The sequence below is a fragment of the Nitrosomonas communis genome, assembly GCF_900114745.1.
Lineage (GTDB): Bacteria > Pseudomonadota > Gammaproteobacteria > Burkholderiales > Nitrosomonadaceae > Nitrosomonas > Nitrosomonas communis_A.
The window spans coordinates 1-4411 of sequence record NZ_FOUB01000127.1; the positions used below are offsets into that span (position 1 = coordinate 1).

12 protein-coding genes are annotated in these 4411 nt (G+C 47.2%); 7 read left to right on the forward strand and 5 right to left on the reverse strand.

Going from position 1 to position 4411, the window contains the following annotated elements; all coding sequences use genetic code 11:
• The 5 genes from BM122_RS20310 to BM122_RS20330 form a co-directional block, all read right to left on the reverse strand.
• On the reverse strand, nt 1-201 hold a 201-nt coding region (locus BM122_RS20310), incomplete at its 3' end, for a transposase (protein ID WP_143083342.1).
• 90 nt (nt 202-291) lie between these two features.
• Complete coding sequence (locus BM122_RS22005) at nt 292-726, reverse strand: DUF1902 domain-containing protein (RefSeq protein ID WP_083398634.1); 435 nt, start codon at nt 724-726, stop codon at nt 292-294.
• Between the two features lie 8 nt (nt 727-734).
• A complete protein-coding gene (locus tag BM122_RS23740) occupies nt 735-893 on the reverse strand; it encodes a hypothetical protein (RefSeq protein WP_177198234.1) in 159 nt (52 codons plus the stop codon).
• Nucleotides 894-963: 70 nt separating this feature from the next.
• Complete coding sequence (locus tag BM122_RS20325; RefSeq protein WP_074907385.1) at nt 964-1248, reverse strand: BrnA antitoxin family protein; 285 nt, start codon at nt 1246-1248, stop codon at nt 964-966.
• Entirely contained in the window at nt 1232-1384 is a 153-nt protein-coding gene (locus BM122_RS20330) for a BrnT family toxin (RefSeq protein WP_256212257.1), read from the reverse strand. The genes BM122_RS20325 and BM122_RS20330 overlap by 17 nt, the downstream gene beginning before the upstream one ends.
• Before the next feature lie 433 nt (nt 1385-1817).
• Between BM122_RS20330 and BM122_RS20335 the strand changes: the two genes are divergently transcribed.
• The 7 genes from BM122_RS20335 (at nt 1818) to tnpB (ending at nt 4325) form a co-directional block, all read left to right on the forward strand.
• Nucleotides 1818-2195: an antA/AntB antirepressor family protein gene (locus BM122_RS20335; protein WP_074907387.1), complete on the forward strand. Its 378-nt coding sequence runs from the start codon at nt 1818-1820 to the stop codon at nt 2193-2195.
• Nucleotides 2192-2608: a hypothetical protein gene (locus tag BM122_RS20340; RefSeq protein WP_074907389.1), complete on the forward strand. Its 417-nt coding sequence runs from the start codon at nt 2192-2194 to the stop codon at nt 2606-2608. The genes BM122_RS20335 and BM122_RS20340 overlap by 4 nt, the downstream gene beginning before the upstream one ends.
• Before the next feature lie 69 nt (nt 2609-2677).
• On the forward strand, nt 2678-2947 hold the full coding sequence (locus tag BM122_RS20345; RefSeq protein WP_074907392.1) for a phage holin family protein: 270 nt from the start codon (nt 2678-2680) through the stop codon (nt 2945-2947).
• Nucleotides 2944-3225, forward strand: a complete 282-nt coding sequence (locus BM122_RS20350; RefSeq protein WP_074907395.1) for a hypothetical protein — start codon at nt 2944-2946, stop codon at nt 3223-3225. Before BM122_RS20345 ends, BM122_RS20350 begins: the two co-directional genes overlap by 4 nt.
• An 11-nt stretch (nt 3226-3236) precedes the next feature.
• A complete protein-coding gene (locus BM122_RS20355) occupies nt 3237-3701 on the forward strand; it encodes a lysozyme (protein ID WP_074907397.1) in 465 nt (154 codons plus the stop codon).
• A 140-nt stretch (nt 3702-3841) separates the two neighbouring features.
• Nucleotides 3842-4123 carry an IS66 family insertion sequence element accessory protein TnpA gene (tnpA, locus tag BM122_RS20360; RefSeq protein ID WP_083398635.1) on the forward strand — a complete coding sequence of 94 codons (282 nt, stop codon included), beginning with the start codon at nt 3842-3844 and terminating at the stop codon, nt 4121-4123.
• A gap of 1 nt (nt 4124) precedes the next feature.
• A complete protein-coding gene (gene tnpB, locus BM122_RS22915) occupies nt 4125-4325 on the forward strand; it encodes an IS66 family insertion sequence element accessory protein TnpB (protein ID WP_074907399.1) in 201 nt (66 codons plus the stop codon).
• Nucleotides 4326-4411 lie beyond the last annotated feature (86 nt).

Sequence of the window (4411 nt, forward strand, 5' to 3'; positions counted from 1 at the left end):
TGACCAGGCATTGAATCTTTTATAGATAGAATTCCAGCAGCCGAACACCCTGGGCAGATCGCGCCACGGACAGCCAACCCGCATTCGATACAGTAGGCCTTCTACCGTCATGCGCAGATTGCGCTTGTTATAAATCGATTCTTGAAGCAGAATCTTCTCCAGCTTCGACCAGTACTCATCATTGAGCATCATTCGGGGCATCGCAAACTCGTTTTGTTGGTGGTGTAGGAACCCCAATATTACGAGTTTGTTTCTATCTATGAAATACTTATCTTAAAACGTCAACAGACCCTAGATGTTTTGTTTGACGTCTGCTTGTTCCAGGATGGCATTGGCAAGTACTCTGGAAATGATTGTCACGGGTACGGTAAAGTACTTGTCAAAGGGCGGATATGCCCATATTGCATGGCTGTATTTTCCATGTCTAACGAACATGCATCCATTTTCGTGCAAAATCGTTCGCAATTTGGGATAAACGCTGCTGCCCTTGCACAACATGGAACCCCGGTCTTTAGCTGTCTGATTCTGTTGGAAGCTGATGATGGTTTCAATGCTTATATCAATACCATTTTCTGCGGCAATCTCTGGTGCAATTTCCCATACGCGTTCCGTCAGGCCTTCGTATGTTTTGGATTCTGTAGCCAATCCAAGCTCATCGCATATGGCAATCAGCATACCGCATTCGCTGTCATTGCTTACTTTTGCAATAAAGAAAGAAGTATTCATAGCTCAAATTATCCTAATAATTTCACCAAAGCTGCGACAACGGTGATCGAACATACCATCAAAGCGCCCAGCTTGATGATGAGACGTTGTTCCAGCTGGATAAACCGCGAATCCATATCGCGCCGCAAATCCTCTTTTGTGGCTAAGAAATCTTCTTTGGTAGCCAAATCTTCATGTACGAAAAATACTCTATGTCATGGTGGGTGGAATGCGCTTATCAGCCATTTTTGATTTCCTTCAACTATGGTGCTCACGTATCCATTCCATGAGCGCTTCATCTATTTTGGTTTGCCAGCCATTTCCCATGGAGCGGAATGAGTCCAGCACATCACGTGATAACCGAATGGAGATGTGTTTTTTAGTGACGGCGGCACGTGGACGGCCTACTCGTTTCAATCTTGCAAACTCGTCACCGATCAGCGGCAAAGCGTTCGGATCGGACATCGCAGTTGCTGTGATGGCTGTGTCCTCTTCCGGTGTCGGCAAATACACTTTTCTGCCTGATTTAGTCTTGAGATACATAGCGTCTAACCTCTCTGTTGTTTACTTCACGCAGGCTAATAATGCGGCGATAATCGCCGCATTCTGTGCATACCATATAGAACAAGCGTGCCTTCATAACAGCAAGGACGATCATGCGTACTTCACCGTATTCCATACAGATATCCTGCCACACCTGAGCAGATCCTCAGTCAAGCTCAGAAGCCAGCGCCATCGAGACGCCATGTTTGGCGGTATTGATAGCAGTTCGGCACGATCGAATTTAATATTCGTCAAGATTATTGTAAATACAACAATTGCATCTATGCGACTATTCTGAGATGCGCATTTGACAAGAAAACTTCTCGGGCTTATCTTTACATGCCACGGAAAAAAACGTGGTCGGGATTGGTCTCCTGATAGCGGCGGCGATTGGCCGTCATGTGCAAGCATTACGGCTTTTTTTGTGCCTGGATATGTCCGTCTATGGGCGATCGGGCGGGGAGAGCCGCAAGGCTCGCCGGTGCCGCACCGGTAGACCAATCCTCATTCGGTCGCCCACCCGATTGGTCTCGGGGTGAGCGTTTAAAAACCGCTTGCGGAGTCATATCATGACAAATATCAATTTAGTACCGGTATTCACCGGCACCATTCAGCATCACTCCGTCCAACTATGCAATGCCCGTGACCTACATAAATTCTTAGAGTCACAGCGACAATTTGCCAACTGGATTAAAGAACGTATCGAACAATACATCTTTACTGAAGGAGAGGGCTTTTTAACAATTTTGTTAAAAACCTCCAAAGGCATAAAAGGCGGTCGTTCGACTACCGAATACCACCTGACGCTCGACATGGCCAAAGAACTAACAATGGTCGAGAAAAATGAAAGAGGTCGTCAAATACGACGCTATTTCATCTCACTGGAACAGCATCCACCACAGTTGATCTTGAGGCCACTTTTGACAGCACTTACGATGAGTACATGATACTCGGAACAGCAATTGTGCCAGCATCTGCCGGACAGAATCTCAATTGTCGCATGAAGCTTGGCGGTTCTTACCAGACAACCGGTTACAGGTATCACAACGTAATGTCAACCGATGGATCCAACTTATATGGCGCCAGTGCCAGCGCCGCCGCAGCAGCAATATCTATAGGCGAGGGCGTTGGCGCGAGCCTTGATTTTACTATGCACATCAGAAATGTAACCAATGCAACCATCAGAAAGTTACTTCACTTTTATGGCGCGTATATGTTGAACACTGGCCCATCCTTAGCGCTGATATCTGGAGCGGGAACAAACGACAACATGGGAGGATTGACCGGCATCAGATTCATGATGAGCAGCGGAAATATCGCCAGCGGGACATTCAGGCTCTATGGGATTAGAAAACAATAAGGGGGAGGCGCAATGCAAGAGAACGATCCAACAAACTGGGGGGCGGCCACGTAGGCACTTGCTATAGGCATGTCATTGCTAGGCGCGTTTGTCAGCTGGTACTCAAGAATAAAAGCAGAGCATCCCATTGTATTCAATTTCATTGAGTTTGTTGATGAATCCGTAACAAGCGCATTTGTTGGGCTAACAGCCTTCATGATTCTGGATTCTTTTGGCTACCCATGGGGGATTTGTGCGGCAGCTGCGGGCATATCCGAAAACATGGCTGCGAAATTATTAAGCATGGTTAAGCAGATGATCGAGGATAGGTTTAATTACATAAATAAGGGAAATAAATGAGCAAAGATCTGAGAGATGTCATTACGCATTGCCTGGCATCATTAATCATGACGGTGATTCTGCTGATGCTGCCACATCCATTGGGCATCGCATTTGCACTGATCCTGTTCTGGTATGGGCGGGAACTCGGTCAGCAAGTAGCCAGGGATGAAACAGGGCAGGGGATTTTATATTGGTGGAAACCTACCAGGTGGGGTGATCAGGCGTGGCTTGAGTTTATGGCTCCTTCCGTGGTAATCATTGCCGTGCTTTCCTATGTGTTGGTATCCATTACTTAGCTAAGGGGTGCATGTCCAAAGCTAGAAATTCAGCTATAGGAATATCAGCGCTTGCTCTGGTTATGATTGCGAGCTTTGAAAGCTACCGTGGCACATCATACGATGATGGGGTAGGGGTGCAAACTATCGGATTCGGTACTACCGAAGGCGTTAAGGCTGGAGATAGGACCGGTCCAGTCAGAGTATTGAGAATGCTCTACCGTGATGCTAACGAGATCACTAAGCAGATTAATGAATGCGTTGGAGATGTGCCAGTGTTTCAGCATGAAGCTGACGCATATGTGAGCCTCGCCTACAACATTGGGGCTACTGCTTTCTGCAGATCAACGCTGGTAAAAAAATTAAAACAGACTCCACCGGATTACCTGGGCGCATGCACTGAGATATTACGCTGGGACAAGGCAGGCGGGCGTGTTCTGCCAGGTCTGACAAAGCGCAGGCAGCAGGAATACCAGTTGTGTATGACTGATAAGTAACAAATAACGGAGAAATAATTATATGTGGAATTTACTATTTCCAGCAATAACACCTATCATTAGTAAGCGTCCAGCGCTCCCATCTAAAACACCATAATCCACTGCACTATTATCCTCAAACGTTCTCAGGAGGATAATCGATGACATTACCAATGCGGCAACAAAAACATGTAGAAACCTGGCAGGCAAGTGGTTTATCCCAGGCGGCTTATTGCCGCGAACATAAGCTGAATGCCAAAACATTTTCCAATTGGTTGCGGATTTACCGGATGGAACAAACCGCTACCCAAGTGTCGACGATAATTCCGGTCACCATCAAGTCTGCAGCTTCATCAACAGAACGATTGCATCTATGCACAGCCAGTGGTCATTTACTGCAATTACCCGCAAATGTCTCACCGGAATGGCCGGGGGATTATTGAAATGCCTGGCTTAATTGCTCACCCTGGACAAATCTGGTTAGCGGTTGAACCAGTCGATAGGCGTCATGGTATGGATGGTTTGTCGATGGCGGTACAGCAAAGCTTGGGACACTCGCCTTGTGCAGGCTCAGCTTTTGTGTTTGGCCATCGTGCTGGTAATCGTATCAAGGTATGGGTATGGGATGGGGCGGGTGTATGGTGATGTCAGCGCCGCTTGCACAAGGGACGGTTTGTCTGGCCAGGCTCTGGCGAGCGCTGTTTTACGTTGACGCAGGCGCAATGGGAATG